This is a genomic window from Mesorhizobium sp. BHbdii (assembly GCF_053848045.1).
In genome coordinates this window covers 1-418 of sequence record NZ_JBSPKX010000269.1, presented here as the reverse complement: position 1 = coordinate 418, position 418 = coordinate 1, and the positions used below count along the sequence as shown (strand labels likewise).

Genomic DNA, 418 nt, shown 5'->3' with positions numbered 1-418 from the left:
AGGATTGCCGGCCTGTTTTCAACGAAGCCGGGCACGAGATGCCAATCCTGCACCCGGGAATAGTTGCCGAAATAGGTGCCGACTTCCTTGCGGCCGTTGAGCCGTGTCTTGGCGACCAGTTCCAGCCGCACCTCTTCAGCCAGCATGTCGCGCACGGCGTCGAAATCACGGGCATTGAAGCGATCTATGTAGGCATTGAGCAACTGACGTTCAGCGGCGCCCAGTCTCGGGAGAGGGCGGTCGTCTGGCTCGTGCGCAATCTGGCGCAGCCGGTCGCGGCCGCGATGCAGCGCCGCCTTGACCGCGGGGATGCTGGCATCGAGCGTGGCGCTGATCTCTTGCAGGGAGTAGCCCAGAACGTCCATCATGATGACGCTGCTTCGCTGGGCGACGGGAAGGCGCATGAAGGTGTGCAGCC

1 protein-coding gene is annotated in these 418 nt (G+C 63.2%); it reads right to left on the bottom strand.

Going from position 1 to position 418, the window contains the following annotated elements:
• Window positions 1–418: sigma factor-like helix-turn-helix DNA-binding protein (locus ACWTU8_RS32985; RefSeq protein WP_455851397.1), on the bottom strand; the 418-nt coding region annotated here is incomplete at both ends.